Source organism: Crossiella sp. CA198 (assembly GCF_052078295.1).
GTDB lineage: Bacteria > Actinomycetota > Actinomycetes > Mycobacteriales > Pseudonocardiaceae > Crossiella.
The window spans coordinates 44,058-60,755 of sequence record NZ_JBQJIM010000027.1; the positions used below are offsets into that span (position 1 = coordinate 44,058).

A 16,698-nucleotide genomic window follows, 5' to 3' on the forward strand; every position below is an offset into this window, starting at 1 on the left:
AAGCTAATTGAAAATGGTTATCGTCTCCTCCTGAAGTGACCCTTCAGGAGGTAGGACGACATGCTGAAAACCCTCACCGCGGTGGCGGCGGCGTTAGCCATGGCCACGTCAGCCGCACCCGCGGTCGCCGCCCCGTCCGGGGCCCGGGTGCTGGTGGCCGACCAGCGCGCGGCCACCGTGCACGTGCTCGACCCGGCCACCGGCCGGGTGACCGGCTCACTGCCCGATCGGGTGGTCAACGACCACGCGGGCGTGGTGACGCTGCCGGACGGGCGCGCGATCTTCGTCGACGACCGCAACCACGTCCTGGTGGTGCTGCAGCTGAGCGGAACGCCGAAGGTGCTGGGCACCGCGCCGGTGGACGGCGAGGTCGCGCACCTGACCGTGGACCCGGCAGGCGGTTACGCGGTGGTCAGCAGCGCCGCCCACCACGAGCACGAGGAACCGGCCACCGCGCACGCGGAGGGCGCCCACCTCACCCTGGTGGACCTGCGGACCTGGCAGACCAAGGAGGTCCCGGTGGCCGCCGGTGAGCCGGGGGTGCTCATCGACGCCGCCACCGATTCGGTGCTGCTGCGCAACGACGAACCCGCCGCGGTCCAGGCCTTCCCGCGCCTTGACCTGCTGGCCCACACCGGCGAGGCGCCGCTGGCCCCCGCCCGCTCGGCCGAGATCGGCGCGCACGGCCACGGCGAGGCGTTCTCCGCCCGGCACCGGGTGATCGCCGCCGCCACCGAACGCGGCCTGGACCTGCTGCCCACCAACCCCGACGGCACCTTCGCCCAAGCCCGCACCGTGCCCTGGAACATCTCCGGCCGCACCGGCGGCCGCGCGTTCTACCTCCGCCTCGCCGACGACAGCCGCACCGTGGCCAGCTACGTCCGCGACGACCGCGCCACCGACTGGACCCAGTGGACCGAGGACGCCTACCTGGCCAACGCCACCACCGGCGAAGCCCACCGAATCCCCCTGGGCACCGGCTACCTGTACCGCTTCGGCCTGTCCGACACCCTGGCCGGCTACCTGGTGCAGGGTGGCCGCACGGACGAACTGGTCCTGGTGGATCTGGGCACAGCGAAGGTGACCGGCCGGGTCGATCTGGGGACGCTGCCGGGTGGGCCGCAGGGCGGCACAGACCCGTTTAGCGCGCAGGGACGGCGGGTGGCGCTGACCGATGACGGCGGGCGGGCGTTCGTGACCGCCGGTGGTCAGGGGCGGGTGGATGTGGTGAACACCGCGACCAAGCGGGTGTGCGCTGAGTTGAAGCTGCCGACCGCGTTGAGCGGCGGCGGGTCGGTTGCGGTGTGGGAGCCCGGGGTCCGGCACGCGGACCTGGTTGGCCGCTGAACCGGTTTCGTTTTGTTCGTTTTGGGGCTAGACTGAGGCCATGACAGCGACCATGCGTGAACGAACTCTGTTGCCTCCGGCGCAACCGGAGCGACTGTCGCGCATGATTCCGTTGCTGAGCCCGGCACTGGTGGATCCGGACGGGACCCACCTGGAGTTGCCACCAGAGGTCTTCGAGGTGTTGCGGGACGTCGTGCAAGCCATGTCCCAGGGCCTGGCGATCACGATCGTCCCGCATCACACGGTGCTGACCACGTCCGGAGCCGCCCAGTTGCTCGGCGTCTCGCGTCCCACCCTGGTGCGCCTGCTCGAAGCGGGCGAGATCCCCTATGAGCAGCCGAACCGCCATCGGCGGATCATGCTGGCCGATGTGCTCGCCTACCAGGATCGCGCCCGCCGGGCCCGAGCGGCAGGGCTGGATGAGATGGTTCGCGCCGGCGAGGACGACGGCTTGTACGACCTGCCACTGGACACGCCGTTCGAACGGCGGCCGGTGGAGGACGAGCAGAGCTGATCGGACGGTCCGTGCTCCCGGTCTTTCTGGACACCTGCGTGCTGCTCAAGCCCTATCTGTGCGACACGTTGCTGAGCATCGCCGAATGCGGGCTCTACCGGCCGCTGTGGTCGGCGGGTGTGCTGGACGAGCTTGATCGGAACCTGCGCAGACGAGGAGCGACCGAGGTCCAGGTCGGCCATCGCATCACGCAGATGACCAGCCACTTTCCCGATGCCGAGGTCAGCGGCTACGAGGACCTGATCACCGCGATGACCAATGACCGCAAGGATCGGCACGTGCTCGCGGCGGCGGTCCGCGGCGGAGCCGAAACCCTGGTCACGGAGAACCTGCGGGACTTCCCCACGGCTGCGCTGGCGCCCTACGACCTGACCGCGTCTCATCAGGACGAGTTCCTGCTCGATCAACTCGACCTGTCACCAGTCGCGGTGCTGGCAGCGCTACGCCGCCAGGTGACGCGGCATCGCCGACATCCGCGGACCGTAGCTGATCTACTGGAAATCCTCGGCAGCGAAGGACATGGTTGCCCGCGCTTCGCAGCCGCCTGCCACGAGCGGCTCTGACGATCACGGCCCCACGGCCAGCGCGTGCAATACGCGCTGGCCGTCATGCCAAGCCCGGATCCAGCACCCCACCGGCCGGACCGACAATCCCGCGGCGGTGGCCAGCAACCAGGCCCGGTGCACAGCCATGCCCGCTCGCACGAAGTCCAACGGCTCCGGCTCGCCGGTGGCCAGGAGCAGGAGTTCGGCGTTGGCGAGTTCGGGTTGGCCGCAGGAGCGCAGGGCCAGGTCCTCGGTGGGCCGGATGGCGGTGAGTCCGTGGCCAGGCAGGGTGATCGGGCCGCGGGTGGGCCAGGGGGCGGTGCGGCGGGCCAGCAGGGTTTCCGGGGTGACGTCCGGCGGTTGCCAGGGCAAGGGAGTGGCTGGGTGGGTGCTCAGTTCGGTGAGCGCGTCCTCGATCAGGGGCAAGGCAGGAGGATCCGGGAGGGGAACCGGGGTTGGCGTGTCTAATTTGTCCTTTGTGGACAGTCCCAGGTGGATGGTGGCGAGTGGGTATTCGCCGTGCCGCGGTGGTTGTGGGGTGAGGGCGGCATTCGCGGGGATGCCGAGGGTGCGGGCGGCGGTGAGGATGGCGGCCAGGGCGTGGCCGAGGTCGAGCAGGAGGACGGGGAGGGAGCGGGGGCCGTAGCGCCAGGTGGTGCGTTGTGGTTGCAGGGCAAGGGTGATGGTGTTGCCTGGCTGGCCGTGCAGGGTGTGTGTGATGGGGTCGTAGTAGGCGGAGCCGAGGTAGGCGTTGACGGGGTAGCGGCCACCTGCGGAGGGGACCCGGCGGAGGCGGACGCCGCCGACCTTGCGCGCCGGGTCGCCCGCCAGGGACAGATCGAGCAGTGGGCCGGGGCCTGGCGCCGGATGGCGCGGGAGTTCCTGGGCCGGGCCGGGTGCGAAGCGGCGGCGGCTGGGCGGCCAGTTCGCCAGGATGGTGGGGCCTGGATCGGCGCCGGTCCAGGCGGCGGTCAGGGCCTGTTCGATCGCGGTCACAGGAAGGGGGGCGGGTCCAGGACCAGGCCCTCCGGTCCGGTCAGCGGATTGGCCGCCGGGGCCCAGTCCCTGGCTCGCTGTGCCTCGCGCCAGCGGGGCAGGCCGAGGTAGCGGAAGGCGGCCGGCGCGTTGGGGATCAGGCCGGTGGCGGCGACGCGGAGTACCCGCCACGGGGTTTCCGCGACATCCGGGGTGGTCAGGTCGACGGTGGCTACCCGGCAGCCTTGGGCGCGGAGGCTGGCTTGGAGATCGGGGAAGGTGCCGGTGGGGAGGTCTGCCGCGGTGATGTGGGTGGTGGGGCTGGTGAAGCGGTGCAGCAGGGATTCCTGGGTCCTGGGATCCAGCCAGATCTGGGGCTGGGCGCCCAGGTCCCGGACCCGGGCGAAGTGGGGGCCCGCGTTGTCCCGGTAGTGGCGGTCTGGGCGGTGGTCCAGGTACAGGCCCTTGGCCAGGATTCCGGCCTTGATCGTGTCGAAGACCCAGCCGTCGGGTTCGAGCAGGCCCAGGGTGAAGACCCAGGTGTGGATGGCTTCCATGGCGGCCTTGGCGCAGGCTTCGGCCGGGTCGAAGCGGGCTGCTCCGCCGCCGGCGACGATGCCGGTTTCCTCGTCGATGGCGACCGCGGCGACGCAGGCGACCGGGTGTTCGGTGGGGAGTTCGACCAGGTGGATCTTGAGGCGGGTGCCGGCGAGGTCGGCGCGCAGGCCGGGGACCGAGTCCAGGGCGATGCCTCTGCTGGGGGCGCCCAGGTGCCACCAGAGTTCCAGGGCGTCGCGTTCCAGGAGTTCGAGCAGGCCGCGGCGGTGGGCGTCGGGGGCGTCGGCGCCGGTGGCGATGCCGGCGTAGTTGAGGTGGTGCAGGCGGGGTTCACGCCTGCGTTCGCCGGTGAAGTAGTTGAGGTAGACCCAGGAGGCGGGGAGCCAGCAGGGGTCGCCGTCCTCCTCGCCGCGGGTCCACAGCAGCTCGGTGTCCGGGGTGAATTCCTGGTACGGGAAGCCGGGTTCGCGGTGTTGCCAGGGCGCGAAGAACGGCAGGTCGGCAGGGCCGAAGTGGCGGTGGCCCTCGGCGGCCAGGGTGGCGGCGGTGGTGCGACGGAGACGCGGGTCCTCAAGTGGTGGCAGGCGGTTGCCGCAGTAGCGTTCGACGGCCTCGCCGAGGGCGGCGACCCTGGCGCCTTCGACGTCGCCGAAGGTGGTGCCCAGGCTGACCCGGTCGGCTGGCCAGGCGCCCAGGCGGCGGGCGTCGGAGACCTCGGCGGTGACGCCGCGGTAGCGGTGCGGCAGTCCGGGCACCGGCGCGACGTCGACGAACCGGCGCACGATGCCGGTGAGCGGGTCGACCATGGTCTCCGGCGGCAGGCTCACCGGACCACCTCCTCGATCAGGTTCGCCGCGGCCACCGCGTCGGTGGCGGTGGCCCAGGGCAGGGTGAACTCGGCTGCCAGCACCTCGCGGCGGCTGGCGCGCAGCTCGATCGCGTCGACCGGGTCCACGCCGGTGTGCGGGTTGCGGGCGTGCCGGGGCCAGTGGTGGCCGGCGATTTCCAGGCGCAGCCGGGTTCCGGCGGGTAGCTCGACGCCGAGGGGGCCCAGCTCGGCGGTGCGCTCGACCGGGTGGCCGGGTGGGGCGGTGTCGCGGAAGATCGTGTGCGCGAGCTGGCGATTGTCGTCCACTGTGGACAGTCGGAGTAGCCAGTCGTTGTCCGGGGTGTCCGCGCGCAGCCGCAGCCGGACGCCGATGCGGCCGCGCAGCACGCCGCCGGGCAGTGGGGCGGAGTGCAGCAGGGCGCGGTCCGGGCGGTTGGCGTCGATGCTCAGGTCGGCGGCGGGGGCGCGGGAGGGGAAGGGGCTCGCGGGGTCGGCGGTGAACACGCCTCGGACCACGGACAGGTGATGGGTGGGGCCGGTGCTGGTGGGCCAGTGGGACCAGTGGTCGCCGGTGGCGATCCAGGCGCCGTCGCCGGTCAGGCCGTTGAGGGCGGCGTGCGCGAAGGCCAGGTAGAGCGAGCCGATGCGTTTGCCCGCCAGGGCGGCGCCGGGGGCCTGGCTGTCCAGGAGGTGGCCCCAGGGGCCCAGGACCAGGCGGGCCGGGCCGCCCCAGGTCGCGGCCAGTTCGGCGGTGTCGGCGGCGAAGGGGTCGTGCACGCCGCCGATGGCGAGCAGGGGCGCCGAGCAGTGCTGGAGTTCGGACCAGAGCGGGCCGCGGCGGGGGGCGGACCAGAGTTCGGGCCAGCCGGGCTGGTCGATCAGGTCGCGGACGGGCAGCTGGGTGAGGTCGAGATCGGCCGGTGGGCGGGGCTGAGCGGTGCCGCCGTGTTCGGACCACCAGCCTGCGCGGCAGGCCAGCCGGGCGGCGCCACCGGGTTCGCGGGCGGTCTCACCGGGACCCATGGCCGGGACGGCGGCGATCACCCCGGCTACCGGCGCGGTGCGCGCGGCGGCGGTGACCAGGGCGCAGTAGGCGCCGTAGGAGGCGCCGGCGAGCAGCACCCGGCCGTCGCAGAAGTCCTGGGCGTGCACCCAGTCGAGCAGCGTGGCCCCGTCGGAGCGTTCGTGCACGTAAGGGAGAAAGGTCCCGCCGGAGGCGAATCTTCCCCGGGTATCCGCCGTTACGCAGGTAAAACCCCGGCTCGCCCAACTTCTTCCCTCGGCGTGGTTTAGCCGCTGATCGTAGGGGGAACGAAGAAGTACCACCGGAGATCGCTCGCGCTCGGGAGAGCGAAACACGGTGGTAGCGAGGGGCACCTCGTCCGCGGCGGGGACGAGGTGCCCCTCTACTTCTAGTGCCATGGGGCTTTTCAAGAGGCACAGTCCGGGACCCGGAGTACCGGGTGGTCGGTGATCGCGCTGGTGTCCAGGTCGAGCACGCGCAGGCGCCGGTTGGCGGGGAGTTCGCTGGTCACCAGGGATCCAGCGGTGCGGGTGAGCTGCTCGGTCGCCCAGACGCGGAGATCCAGTGCGGCGGCGGAGAGCACCAGGTTCAAGTCGGCGGGGTCGAACTGCTCCGCGCCGGTGAGCACATCCCGCTGGGCCCAGTACGCGGTCAGGTGCTCATGCCCGGAACCGGCGGCGGCCAGGCGGCGCAGGCGGACGTCGCGGTGCCGGACGTCCGTCGAGGTGGCGGCGACCGGTTCCAGCAGCGCGTGCCTGCCCTCGCGACTGAGCCGCTGCCAGGCGATACCGCGGTCGGGCAGTTCGTCCAGTTCGGTCCACCACTCGGGGGCGGGGCCGTCGTGCAGGGCGCAGACCGCGGCCAGGCCGTCGAAGGAGTCGGCGCTGGTCAGCAGGCGGGGTTGGGCACCGTGGCCGCGCAGCAGGTCGGCGTAGGACTCGGCGAGGTCGTCAGCGGCCAGGATGCCGACGGCCGCGCGGTCGGCCAGCCAGCTCCGGCGGCGACCCAGGTATCCGGCCGCGGCGAAGGCGGCCAGCTCCGGCGGGGCCTGCCCCGCGCCGGACAGGGTGGCCCGCACGGCGGCGAGAACCTCCGGCGGCAGCGCGATGTCGAGCACCTCGCCCTCGGGCGAGCGCAGCGCGGTCCGGTCCGCGGGCAGGCCGAAGAGCACGGCACCCGGCGTCAGCTTGCTCATACGCACCTCCACCACCGCGGTGGCCCGCCGCACCCCGGGGTACGACGGGCCACCTTGAGGTCAGACCGGAATCAGTCCTGGTCGGCGAACGGGTTCTCGACCAGGGCGTTGCTGTGGCTAGCCGAGTTGTGCGGCAGCTCGCGCTCGGCCTCGACGCGCACGAAGACCTTGTCCATCTCGTACCTCCTCCAGATCGCGGTTGACCTTCAACCTCCTCATGCCTATCACAAATGAAAGTCATTACCAATAGTGTTAGTGTGCTCGGGTGACGAACGTCGTAGCCCTCCGGCGGGACCCGGACTTCCGCCGGTACCTGGCCGCCAGGGTGGTGTCCGTGGCCGGTTCGCTGGTCACCGTGGTCGCGCTGCCGATCCTGGTGTACCGATTGACCGGTTCCGCGGCCTGGACCGCGGCCGTGGCCGCCGCGGAAGCCTTGCCCTACCTGCTCTTCGGCCTGCTCGCGGGCGCGCTGGCTGACCGGCTGGACCGGCGCGCGCTGATGGTGGCGGTGGACCTGCTCAACGCGTTGCTGCTGGCCAGCGTGCCGATCGCGTGGGCGCTGGACGGGCTGAGCGCGGTGCACGTGGTGGCGGTCGGGTTCCTGTCCCAGACCCTGTTCGTGGTCTTCGACTCGGCCAACTTCGGCGCGCTGCCCACGCTGGTCGGCAAGGACCGGACCACCTCGGCCTACTCCACCGTGTTCGGCGTGACCACGGTGGTGGAGATGGTGGTGCCGCCGCTGGCCACGCTGGCCGTCACGCTCTTCTCCCCCGCGCCGATGCTGGCCCTGGACGCGCTCAGCTACGGCATCTCCGCGCTGCTGATCCGGGCCATCGTGCGCCCGCTGTCCGCGCCGGACCGGGCCGGGCGGCCGCGGTCGATGGCCGACATCAAGGCCGATGTCCGGGCCGGGCTGGGCTTCCTGTGGCGGCAGCCGACCGTGCGCACGCTGACCCTGGTCGGCGCGACCCACTCGGCCGCTGGCGGGGCCTGGGTGGCGATGGTGGTGCCGTGGGCGGACCGCTCGCTCGGCGTGCCGCCCAGCGGCGATGCCCGGCTGGCGGTGCTGATGAGCTGCTGGGGCGTTGGCGGGCTGATCGCGGCCAAGCTGGTGCCGGTGCTGAGCCGTCGGCTGGGACCGGCGCGGCTGGCGTTGCGGGCGCTGCCCGCCTCACTGCTGTCCGGATTGGCGGTGGTGTTCAGCTCGCACTGGCTGCTGGGTGCGCTGGCCGCGATCGCCTGGGGCACCGCCTACACCACGGTGGTGATCAACGCGATCACCTTCCGGCAGCAGGTCACCCCGGTTGAGCTGCAAGGACGGGTCAACACCACGGCTCGGATGCTGTCCTGGGGAGTGGGTCAGCCGCTGGGCGCGACGCTGGCGGGCGCGGTGGCGGTGGCGGCGAGCCCGAGCGCTGGACTCGCCGCCGTGGTCGGTGTGCTCGCGGTCGGCGTGGTGCTGGCCTGGTGCTCGCCGCTGCGCACCGAGGCCAGGCCGGAACCGGTCTACAGCACCGTGTCGTAGGAGCAGGCGGGGCGACCGGTGTGCTCGTCCCGCCAGACCCGGCCGCGCACGCCGAAGACCCCGGCGAGCAGATCCGCGTCGACCACCTCGGCGGCCGGGCCGTCCGCGTGCACCACGCCATCCCGCAGCGCGAGCACCCGGTCGGCGAACCGGGCGGCCTGGGCCAGGTCGTGCAGCACGGTCACCACGGTCAGCCCGCGTTCGGCCCGCAGCCGGGCGACCAGCTCCAGGACTTCCAGCTGATGCCGGACGTCCAGGTAGGTGGTGGGTTCGTCGAGCAGCAGCACCGGGGCGTCCTGGGCCAGTGCGAGGGCCAGCCGGACCCGCTGGCGTTCGCCGCCGGAGAGCCGGTCCACCGCGGCGTCGGCGTACTCGGCCACCCCGGTCTCGGCCAGCGCCCGGCGCACCGGTTCGTCGTCACCGGCCCGCAGCATGCCCAGCGGGCCGCGCACGGCGTAGCGGCCCTGCCGGACCAGCTGGCGCACGGTGAGTCCGGGCACCGCGGGCATGGCCTGCGGCAGCACCGCGATCCGGCGGGCGATCTCCCTGCGGGACAACGAGTTCAGCTCGTCCGCGCCGAGGGTCACGGTGCCCGCATCCGGCGGGTGCAACCCGGCCAGCACGCGCAGCAGGGTGCTCTTGCCGCAGCCGTTGCGGCCCACCAAGGCGAGCCACTCCCCCGCCGCCACCCGGATGTCCACAGTGGACAGCACCGTGCGCTGGCCGAACCGGACGGTGATGCCGGTGCCACTGATCATGACTGATCCCTCCCCGCCAGCGCGCTGGAGAACCGGCGCGCGACCACGATCAACACCACCGCGCCGGCCAGCGCGGTCACCGCGCCCACCGGCACGCCAAGCCGCTGGCTGCCCGAGGCCGGGACCAGCAGCGTCACCGCCTGCGCGAGGAAATCCGCACCGCACACACTGGCCGCACCCGCGATCCCGGCCGCGGGCAACAACAACCGGTGCTCGGCCCCGGCCAGCAGCCGGGCGGCGTGCGGGGCGAGCAGCCCGACGAAGGCCACCGCACCCACCGCGGCGACCGCGGCCGCGGTGGCCAGCACCGCGCCGAGCAGGGCCAGGCTCCGCCACGGGGTGACCGCCAGGCCGACGCCGCGGGCGTGGTCGTCGTCCACCGCGAGCAGGTCCAGCGCCGGCGCGACCAGGGCCAGCACCAGCACCACCGCGAGCAACCAGGGCCACAGCGCGTGCCAGTGCTCCCAGGTCCGCCCGTTGAGTGAGCCGACCAGCCAGCGGGCGGCCGCCCCGGCCAGCTGCGGGCGAGCGGTGAGCAGCACCAGGGACAGCCCGGCCAGCACCGCGGACACCAGCACGCCGAGCACCACCAGCCGCAGTGGATCCGCGCCCGCCCTGGAGGCGATCAGCCACAGCGCGGCGCCGCCGAGCACCCCGCCAAGGACCGCCGCCGCGGTGAGTCCGCTCGCGGTCCCGGCCAGGCCGAACACGGTGGCGGTCACCGCGCCGAGCACCGCGCCGGAGCCGACCCCGGTGACCTCCGGCGAGGCCAGCGGGTTGCGCAGCACGGCCTGCAGCACCACGCCGCCCAGACCGAGGCAGGCGCCGGTGCCCAGGGCGACCAGCATCCGCGGCAACCGCAGTTCGCCGACGATGGTCAGTTCCAGTTCGGTCCCGCTGCCGAACAGCGCGCCCAGCGTGTTCAGCGGGCCGACCGAGCTGCCGACGGAGAGCTGGGCGAGCGCGGCCACCGCCAGCAGCACCGCCAGCACGGGCAGGGCGAGTGCGCGGGTCATCCCAGTGCCTCCCGGTCCGCGCGGCGACGGAACATCAGCAGCGCGCCCAGCACCACCGCGACCACCGCGGTCAGCCCGCCCACCGGCAGTTCGACCGGGTAGAGCACGGTGCGGGCGAGCAGATCGGCCACCACCACCAGCAGCGCGCCGAACAGCGCCGACCAGGCCAGCCAGCCCCTGGCCTCGGCCGAGGGACGCAGCCGCCGGGCGAGTTGCGGGCCGAGGAAACCGACCCAGGCGATCGGCCCTGCCGGTCCGACCGCGACCGCGACCAGCGCACAGGCCAGCACCAGCACCGCCAGCCGGGCCCGGTCGGCGCGCAGGCCCAGGGCCGAGGCGGTGTCATCGCCCAGTCGCAGCAGGCCCAGCGCCGGCACCGCGAGCAGGGCCAGCGGCAACGCGGCGAGCAGGCCGGGCGCGGCGAAGGCGACCGTGTCCCAGGTGGTGCCGGTCAGCGAGCCCAGCAGGTAGCGGAAGAGCACGCCCTGCTCCCGGGAGTCCGACAGCGACAGCCCGGTGAACATGATCGCCTGCAACCCGGCGCTGACCGCGGCCCCGATCAGCAGCACCGCGGCCGGTCCGACCGCCTTCCGCGCGGCGAGCAGGGTCAGCAGCCCGCCGAGCACCGCGCCCAGCAACGCAGGCACCAGCGGCGCGCCCGGCACCGGCAGCGCCCACACCACGGTGATGGCCACCGCGGCCGAGGCGCCGCTGGAGACGCCGAGCAGCTCCGGCACGGCCAGCGGATTCCGTAGCGACTCCTGCAACAGGAGTCCAGCCGCGCCCAGTGCCGCGCCCGCGCACAGCCCGAGCAGCAGCCGGGGCGTGCGCAGCAGCACCACCACGGCGTGCTCGAGGTCGGTCTCGGCGGCGAAGGCGGCAGGCAGCCGGTTGATCCCGACCAGCGGGGTGCCCAGGCAGAGCGTGGCCGTGCCGACCACCAGTAACGCCAGCACGGCCAGCAACGGTGCGCGGAACCGTCTCACGCCGCGGGCGCCGCGGACACCTTGGCGATCGCCTCGTCGATGATCGCGCCGAGGCTGCGGGTGCCCCGGCCGGAGCCCCAGAGCTTGGGCACGACCTCGTGCACCTGACCGGACTGCACGGCCTTCACCTGCTTCCACACCGGGTTCGCGGCGAGCTGTTCGGACAGCTTCTTGTCGGTGGCCGCGAAGATCAAGGAGTAGACGAAGACCACGGTCGGCTGCTTGGCCAGGATCTCCTCGACGCTGTAGGTGTTCGCGGTCTCGGCGTTGGTGCCCTTGGCCGGGAACGGATAGCCGAAGAGCTGGCCCAGCAGCTTGCCGTTAATCGAGTCGGCGGTGTCCACGCCGATCGAGTCGGCGCTGCCGAACATCAGCAGCACGGTCTGCTTGTGCAGGCCCTTCTGCTTGCTGGTGGCGATGGCCTGGGCCAGTTTCGTCCGGAATTTGGTCTCCGCGGCCACGGCCTGCTCGGTGCGACCGGTGAGCGCGCCGAGGTTACGCAGGTAACCGACGGACTGCTCCCAGCTGTTCGGGTTGACCGTCCACAGTGGAGCGTTGAACTTGGTCACCGCGGGCCGGAGTCCGTCGTGCACACCGGAAAGTCCGATCACCAGGTCCGGTTTGAGCGCGCCGATCGCCTCCACGTCCTCCTGGCCGAAGCTGCCGGGGACCACCGGCACCGACTTGCCGGCCTCGCCGGCGAGCTGCGGCAGGGTCAGCAGCACCGCGTTGGAGCTGCCCGCCGGTTTCAGTCCGAGTTCGGTGAGCGCGTCGTCACACAATCCGGTGAGGCAGACGATCCGCTCCGGGATCTTGGGCAGGGTCAGGTTCTGCCCGTTCGGGTCGGTCACGCTGAGCGAGGGCGTCAACGGCGCGGCACTGACCGGAACGTCGGCTCCGGCGCTGCCCGCGGTGTTGGTGGGAGCGGTTGCGGGTGGTGCCGCGGTGCACGCGGAAACCAGGACTGTCGACACTGTGACCAGGCTGAGCAGGCCGATCTTGGCGTGCGGCGGACGCACCAGGCACCTCCAGGGGGGAACGGGACCAAGCAAGACGATAACGGTTTTCATCTTGCCTTGGTTTTGTCACCCGGAAGTCGTGGGGACCGTCACGATCCCCTAACGCCACGCTTGGTGAAATCCACTGTTCGAGCGGCCGGTCATCGCGCACCGCGACCGCGCTATGACCCACCGGTGGCCAAGTACGGATTGTCGCGCCGGTACCCTCACTTTCGTGTCCAGCAGCACTCTTGAAAATCCAGCGGTGAACACTGCCCGCGCGTACCGCAGCTGGGGCCGGGCCTTCGCAGACCTGCGCGCCGGATGGAACCAGCGCTCGCTCTGGGGCCACCTCGGTTGGCAGGACATCAAGCAGGGCTACCGGCGCTCCGTGCTCGGTCCACTGTGGATCACCATCAGCACCGGCGTCATGGCGCTGGCGATGGGCATCCTGTTCTCGGCGATCCAGAACGCGCCCATCGAGTTCTTCCTGCCATACGTGACCGTCGGTCTCGTCTGCTGGACGTTCATCTCGAACTGCGTGAACGAGGGCGCGAACGTCTTCATCGCCAACGAGGGCCTGATCAAACAGCTCCCCTCGCCGCTGACCACCCACGTCTTCCGGCTGGTGTGGCGGCAGGTGCTGCTGTTCGCGCACAACTTCCTGATCTACTTCATCATGCTGGCGATCTTCCCGCAGGACCTGAAGTGGACCGTGGTGTACGCGATCCCGGCGTTCGTGCTGATCGTGCTCAACGGCGGCTGGGTCGCGCTGCTCACCGGCATCATCAGCACCCGCTTCCGGGACATCCCGCCGATCATCGGCAGCGTCGTGCTGCTGCTCTTCTACATGACCCCGATCGTGTGGGACTTCAACATCCTGGCCAACCACTCGAACCCGGTCGTCCGGGACCGCGCGTGGCTCGCCGAGTTCAACCCGTTCCTGCACTTCATCGAGATCATCCGGCGGCCGCTGCTGGGCCAGGACCAGCTGTTCCACCACTGGCTGATCGTCGGCATCATCACCGTGGTCGGCTGGGTGGCCGCCCTGGTGCTCCTGCGCAACTACCGTGCCCGCGTGTCCTACTGGGTGTAAGGGGGCTGAATTCCCATGGTCAGCATCGACGTACAGAACGCCTGGGTCGAGTTCCCCATCTTCGACGCCAAGACCCGGTCGCTGAAGAAGGCCGTGCTCGGCAAGGCAGGCGGCAAGATCGGCACCGACAACAAGGTGCCGGTGATCGAGGCGCTGCGGGATGTCTCCATCTCGCTGCAGCACGGTGACCGGGTCGCGCTGGTCGGGCACAACGGCGCGGGCAAGTCCACCCTGCTGCGCCTGCTCTCCGGCATCTACGAGCCGACCCGCGGCAGCTCGCGGATCATCGGCAAGGTCGCGCCCGTCTTCGACCTCGGCGTCGGCATGGACCCGGAGATCTCCGGGTACGACAACATCATCATCCGCGGGCTGTTCCTGGGCATGACCCGCAAGCAGATGGAAGCCCGCATCGACGACATCGCCGAGTTCAGCGAACTGGGCAACTACCTGTCGATGCCGCTGCGGACCTACTCCACCGGTATGCGGGTGCGCCTCGCGCTCGGTGTGGTGACCTCGATCGACCCCGAGATCCTGCTGCTGGACGAGGGCATCGGCGCGGTTGACGCGGCCTTCCTGGACAAGGCGCGGGACCGGCTCAACGACCTGGTCAAGCGGTCCGGCATGCTGGTGTTCGCCTCGCACTCCGACGAGTTCCTGAAGAGCCTGTGCAGCACCGCGATCTGGGTGGACCACGGGCAGGTCCGGGAGCATGGTCCGCTGCGCGAGGTGCTCACCCACTACAAGGGCAGGGACCCGTTCGCCAATGACGACGAACACGCTTCCGTGGGAGCTGGTGGCACACCATGACTGATCGGGCTGGGTCGAAGTCGCCGGAGGGCAAGGTCATCGCGGTGGTGGTCACCTGCCGCCGGCGTGAACTGCTCGCCGATTCACTGAAGGTGATCGCGGCCCAGACCCGTCAGCCAGACCACCTCATCGTGGTCGACAACGGGCCGGACCAGCCTGCGCGCGAGGTCGTGGAGGCCACCCCGATCCCGACCACCTACCTGCTGTCCCAGCGCAACCTCGGCGGCGCGGGCGGTTTCGCCCTGGGCATGCTGCACGCGCTGGCCATGGGCGCGGACTGGGTCTGGCTGGGCGACGATGACGGCCGCCCCGCCGACGACACCGTGCTGGAGGTGCTGCTGGATGAGGCCAAACGCCGCAACCTGGCCGCGGTCAGCCCGGTCGTGGTCAACATCGAGCACCCGGACACGCTGGCCTTCCCACTGCGCCGCGGCCTGACCTGGAAGCGCCGCCGCGAGGAGCTGTCCAGCCCGGACAGCCCCGACTTCCTGCCCGGCATCGCCTCGTTCTTCAACGGCGCCCTGTTCCGCGCCTCCACCCTGGACGTGGTGGGCGTGCCGGACTACCGGCTGTTCTTCCGCGGCGACGAGGTCGAGATCCACCGCCGGGTGGTCCGCAGCGGCCTGCGCTTCGGCACCACGCTGAAGGTGGCCTACGCCCACCCGGACGGCTCCGACGAGTTCAAGCCGATGCTCGGCGGCCGCTTCCACGCCCAGGACCCCGGCGACCCGGTGAAGCGCTACTACACCTACCGCAACCGCGGTTACCTGCTGTCCCAGCCGGGCATGCGCAAGCTGGGCCTGCTGGAGGCGGTCCGGTTCGGGCTGTACTTCCTGGGTCAGAAGAAGGACCCGAAGGCCTTTGCCGAGTGGGTGAAGCTCGTGCTGCAGGGGCGCAGGGAGAAGTTCTTCCGCAAGTGAGTCGTTGATCGCCAAGTTCGCCCGTAGCGGATCCGCTACGGGCGAACTTGCGTTGTGCCCCAAGGGTTTCCATGGTCACCTTGCCCCCATGGCACAGAAACAGGCACTCATCCTGCACATCGCCGGGGTTGGCGAGCCGGTGCGGATCGCACTGACCGACGAGGCCGCGGCGGACCTCGGCCCCCGGCTGCGCAGGCACCTGGAGACCGCGAGCACCCAGGCGGTGCCGACCGAGGACGGCGGGGAGATCGTGGTCAATTTCGCGCAGGTGGCCACGGCGCATATCGGCCCGGTGAACGCGCCGGGTGGGCTGTACGGAAAGGCACCGGTGGCGGCCAGCCGGGAGACCGCGCTGACACCCTGATGACGGCTGGGCTGACGAATACATGGGGAAGCCCCAGGCGCTTGAATCAGAGGCGACACTGGGGCGTTCGTCTGTGACGGTAGCATCGGTGCATGTCGTCTGTCGAGGCTGATGTTTCTGTGGTGTGGAGCATGCTGTCCGAGCCTCGGATGGCCCCATACCTCAAACAGGCCCGCAACGACAAAGGTGAGGCTCTTTCACTGTACGAGTGGAGTGCGCGAACATCAGCGGCGGCTTTCGAGGCTGTCGGGCATCTTGAAGTGCTGCTCCGCAACGCACTGGATCGTTGCCTCCGTCAACATTTCCACGAGGACCGGTGTGGAATTCCGTGGTTTCTGCTGCCAACGCCCGGCGGGGACCATGTCGCCGTTGCGGTGGCCGCCGTCCGAGAGCGCCTTCGGCCGCAGCGGAAGGAGACCCGGCACCAGATCATCGCCGGACTGAGCTTCGGGTTCTGGTCAGGGCTGCTCGGCCCCAGGTACGAGGAACTGTGGCGCGACTGCCTGCACCGGGCCTTCCCAAACTCCTCCGGCAAGCGCAAGCAGATCGCCGTGGCCGTCGAGCGGGTCCGGAAGTTCCGCAACCGTCTCGCCCACCACGATTCAACGATCAACGTCGACATTCCCTTTGAGGTCAGGCAGATCTTCGAACTGGCCGCCTACATCGACCCGGCTGCGGCGAAGTGGCTCGAACGGCGCAGCACCGTGATGTCCGTGTACGCCCAGCGGCCGGTCACCGAAAATGACACCGTTGTAATTCCGGCCAGGCAGGCCTGGCCGCTCTATGAAAATTGCCACGCCTATGTGTGTCAATCAGGGCGCGCCTTCCGGCCGGTCGAACGGGTCGCGTTCTACGCCGATCGGGAGATCAAGCCGGAAATTCCGGCGGTGCTGCATCGGCGAGACAACGTGGAGTGGTCCGCGGAGGAAATAAGCCGGCTGCGCAGGTCGGAAAACCGGTTCGATCGGAAGATCGCCACGGTCATCGAGGTATCCCGGCCGGACTGGGCGGACGGGCGGTACCAGGTCTTCCTGTTGACCGGTCCAGGGCATCCCGAACACCGTCGGCTGGGCGCACCGCTGCCGCACGCCGGCACCGGGCTGGGCTCCGCCTTCGTGCGGCGGCAGCGGTACGTGTCGCTGCACGCGCTGGAGACCGCCACGAGCACCGTGGACCTTGATCGGTATCGCCCGGTTGGGTCGGCTGCGTAACCACTCCGGCGCGGAGTGTAATCTCCGCCC

General features: G+C 71.0%; 18 protein-coding genes. 9 read left to right on the forward strand and 9 right to left on the reverse strand.

Features of this window, described 5'->3' with window-relative positions; all coding sequences use genetic code 11:
- The first annotated feature begins 60 nt into the window (after positions 1–60).
- The 3 genes from ACTOWY_RS36030 to ACTOWY_RS36040 all read left to right on the forward strand — a co-directional run bounded on the left by ACTOWY_RS36030 (position 61) and on the right by ACTOWY_RS36040 (position 2,424).
- Positions 61–1,347, forward strand: coding sequence for a YncE family protein (locus ACTOWY_RS36030; protein ID WP_441314069.1), 1,287 nt, complete (start codon positions 61–63; stop codon positions 1,345–1,347).
- A 103-nt stretch (positions 1,348–1,450) separates the two neighbouring features.
- Positions 1,451–1,861: a helix-turn-helix domain-containing protein gene (locus ACTOWY_RS36035; protein WP_441314070.1), complete on the forward strand. Its 411-nt coding sequence runs from the start codon at positions 1,451–1,453 to the stop codon at positions 1,859–1,861.
- A gap of 11 nt (positions 1,862–1,872) precedes the next feature.
- Positions 1,873–2,424, forward strand: coding sequence for a PIN domain-containing protein (locus ACTOWY_RS36040; RefSeq protein ID WP_441314071.1), 552 nt, complete (start codon positions 1,873–1,875; stop codon positions 2,422–2,424).
- Positions 2,425–2,427: 3 nt separating this feature from the next.
- Here ACTOWY_RS36040 and ACTOWY_RS36045 read toward each other — a convergent pair whose 3' ends face one another.
- The 5 genes from ACTOWY_RS36045 to amiA all read right to left on the reverse strand — a co-directional run bounded on the left by ACTOWY_RS36045 (position 2,428) and on the right by amiA (position 7,163).
- Positions 2,428–3,402 (reverse strand): hypothetical protein, encoded by a 975-nt coding sequence (locus tag ACTOWY_RS36045; protein WP_441314072.1) that lies wholly within the window; start codon positions 3,400–3,402, stop codon positions 2,428–2,430.
- The gene (locus ACTOWY_RS36050; protein WP_441314073.1) at positions 3,399–4,766 is read right to left on the reverse strand and encodes a YcaO-like family protein; all 1,368 of its coding nucleotides are present in this window, start codon (positions 4,764–4,766) and stop codon (positions 3,399–3,401) included. Before ACTOWY_RS36050 ends, ACTOWY_RS36045 begins: the two co-directional genes overlap by 4 nt.
- On the reverse strand, positions 4,763–6,190 hold the full coding sequence (locus ACTOWY_RS36055; RefSeq protein ID WP_441314074.1) for a CocE/NonD family hydrolase: 1,428 nt from the start codon (positions 6,188–6,190) through the stop codon (positions 4,763–4,765). The genes ACTOWY_RS36050 and ACTOWY_RS36055 overlap by 4 nt, the downstream gene beginning before the upstream one ends.
- Positions 6,191–6,198: 8 nt before the next feature.
- Complete coding sequence (locus ACTOWY_RS36060) at positions 6,199–6,987, reverse strand: hypothetical protein (RefSeq protein WP_441314075.1); 789 nt, start codon at positions 6,985–6,987, stop codon at positions 6,199–6,201.
- A gap of 71 nt (positions 6,988–7,058) precedes the next feature.
- A complete protein-coding gene (gene amiA, locus ACTOWY_RS36065) occupies positions 7,059–7,163 on the reverse strand; it encodes a streptamidine family RiPP (RefSeq protein ID WP_246492469.1) in 105 nt (34 codons plus the stop codon).
- A gap of 89 nt (positions 7,164–7,252) precedes the next feature.
- On the opposite strand from amiA, the gene ACTOWY_RS36070 reads away from it, so the two are divergent.
- Positions 7,253–8,512, forward strand: a complete 1,260-nt coding sequence (locus ACTOWY_RS36070) for an MFS transporter (RefSeq protein ID WP_441314076.1) — start codon at positions 7,253–7,255, stop codon at positions 8,510–8,512.
- Here the strand turns inward: ACTOWY_RS36070 and ACTOWY_RS36075 are convergent.
- Genes ACTOWY_RS36075 through ACTOWY_RS36090 form a run of 4 tightly spaced genes read right to left on the reverse strand, consistent with a single transcriptional unit; the run spans position 8,494 to position 12,291 of the window.
- On the reverse strand, positions 8,494–9,270 hold the full coding sequence (locus ACTOWY_RS36075; protein ID WP_441314077.1) for an ABC transporter ATP-binding protein: 777 nt from the start codon (positions 9,268–9,270) through the stop codon (positions 8,494–8,496). The two genes, ACTOWY_RS36070 and ACTOWY_RS36075, sit on opposite strands and share 19 nt — an antisense overlap.
- A complete protein-coding gene (locus ACTOWY_RS36080; protein WP_441314078.1) occupies positions 9,267–10,286 on the reverse strand; it encodes a FecCD family ABC transporter permease in 1,020 nt (339 codons plus the stop codon). Before ACTOWY_RS36080 ends, ACTOWY_RS36075 begins: the two co-directional genes overlap by 4 nt.
- Positions 10,283–11,272: a FecCD family ABC transporter permease gene (locus ACTOWY_RS36085; protein ID WP_441314079.1), complete on the reverse strand. Its 990-nt coding sequence runs from the start codon at positions 11,270–11,272 to the stop codon at positions 10,283–10,285. The genes ACTOWY_RS36080 and ACTOWY_RS36085 overlap by 4 nt, the downstream gene beginning before the upstream one ends.
- Entirely contained in the window at positions 11,269–12,291 is a 1,023-nt protein-coding gene (locus ACTOWY_RS36090; RefSeq protein ID WP_441314080.1) for an ABC transporter substrate-binding protein, read from the reverse strand. The genes ACTOWY_RS36085 and ACTOWY_RS36090 overlap by 4 nt, the downstream gene beginning before the upstream one ends.
- 244 nt (positions 12,292–12,535) lie before the next feature.
- Here ACTOWY_RS36090 and wzm point away from each other — a divergent pair, with 244 nt between their 5' ends.
- From wzm to ACTOWY_RS36115, 5 genes are all read left to right on the forward strand, one after another.
- Entirely contained in the window at positions 12,536–13,366 is an 831-nt protein-coding gene (gene wzm / locus ACTOWY_RS36095) for a galactan export ABC transporter permease subunit Wzm/RfbD (RefSeq protein WP_441314081.1), read from the forward strand.
- A 15-nt stretch (positions 13,367–13,381) separates the two neighbouring features.
- Positions 13,382–14,173, forward strand: a complete 792-nt coding sequence (gene wzt / locus ACTOWY_RS36100; protein WP_441314082.1) for a galactan export ABC transporter ATP-binding subunit Wzt/RfbE — start codon at positions 13,382–13,384, stop codon at positions 14,171–14,173.
- Positions 14,170–15,093 (forward strand): galactofuranosyltransferase GlfT1, encoded by a 924-nt coding sequence (gene glfT1, locus ACTOWY_RS36105; RefSeq protein ID WP_441314083.1) that lies wholly within the window; start codon positions 14,170–14,172, stop codon positions 15,091–15,093. The genes wzt and glfT1 overlap by 4 nt, the downstream gene beginning before the upstream one ends.
- Before the next feature lie 88 nt (positions 15,094–15,181).
- Positions 15,182–15,457, forward strand: a complete 276-nt coding sequence (locus tag ACTOWY_RS36110) for a hypothetical protein (protein WP_441314084.1) — start codon at positions 15,182–15,184, stop codon at positions 15,455–15,457.
- 92 nt (positions 15,458–15,549) lie between these two features.
- Entirely contained in the window at positions 15,550–16,668 is a 1,119-nt protein-coding gene (locus ACTOWY_RS36115; protein ID WP_247761021.1) for a hypothetical protein, read from the forward strand.
- The last annotated feature ends 30 nt before the right edge of the window (positions 16,669–16,698 follow it).